A 556-nucleotide genomic window follows, 5' to 3' on the forward strand; every position below is an offset into this window, starting at 1 on the left:
CCACCCGGCCCTGCTCGCGGACCTTGAGGACCAGGGCGTCGGCGGCGACGAACGTGTACGGGCCGGCGTCCAGCGGTCGGGTGCGAAACGCCTCCACGGCGACGTCGAGTTCCTTGGCCATCACCGACACCTGCGACTTCGACAACGACGTGATGCCGAGCGTTTCGACGAGCTTGTCCATCCGCCGCGTCGAAACCCCGAGCAGGTAGCAGGTCGCCACCACCGTGGTCAGCGCCCGCTCGGCGCGTTTGCGGCGTTCCAGCAGCCAGTCCGGGAAGTACGAGCCCTGCCGCAGCTTCGGGATTGCGAGATTCAATGTTCCCGCGCGGGTGTCGAATTGGCGGTGCCGGTAGCCGTTGCGGGAATTGGTGCGCTCGGTGCTGCGCTCGCCGTAGCCGGCGCCGCACAGGGCGTCGGCCTCTGCACCCATCAGGGTGTGGATAAACGTGGCCAGCAGCTCACGCAGCACGTCAGGGTGCGCTGTGGTGAGTCGTTCGGCAAGCACGGTGGGCAGGTCGATATTGTTCGGCAAGCACGGTGGGCAGGTCGATTTCGG

The 556-nt window shown here is 67.1% G+C and carries 1 protein-coding gene; it reads right to left on the reverse strand.

Annotation, left to right across the window (positions count from 1 at the left end):
* The coding region (locus ACTWP6_RS30430) for a transposase (RefSeq protein WP_443189653.1) at positions 1-532 on the reverse strand (532 nt) is incomplete at its 3' end.
* Positions 533-556: the final 24 nt, after the last annotated feature.

The organism is Mycobacterium sp. 4D054, assembly GCF_052245755.1.
Classification (GTDB): Bacteria; Actinomycetota; Actinomycetes; order Mycobacteriales; family Mycobacteriaceae; genus Mycobacterium.